Source organism: Undibacterium sp. TC9W, from assembly GCF_049339865.1.
Taxonomy (GTDB): Bacteria; Pseudomonadota; Gammaproteobacteria; order Burkholderiales; family Burkholderiaceae_D; genus Undibacterium.
On the sequence record NZ_JBMPPJ010000117.1, the window covers coordinates 1 to 228 of the forward strand.

Annotated in this window: 1 protein-coding gene; it reads right to left on the reverse strand. The window is 53.1% G+C overall.

The window, feature by feature from the left end; all coding sequences use genetic code 11:
- Positions 1 to 217: hypothetical protein (locus tag ACO0LN_RS30485; RefSeq protein WP_422980533.1), on the reverse strand; the 217-nt coding region annotated here is incomplete at its 3' end.
- Positions 218 to 228 lie beyond the last annotated feature (11 nt).

Consider the following 228-nt stretch of genomic DNA (forward strand, 5'->3'; position numbering starts at 1 on the left):
GGTTCAATGCGGCACGCGCTGCGATTAATGCCGCGTATTGGCTGGCGGTGATGACGACTGCTGAATTGGCTGTGATGTTTTCAATACCAGACAATTGCGCGCCAGCCAGGTTGATCGCACCGTAAGTGACCAGTGTATCGTTACCTGTACCCAGGTTGATCGTGTCTGTAACAACGCGAGCAACTGCAGTCGCTGTGGACTGTGCATTCAGGTTCACACCGTTTTCTG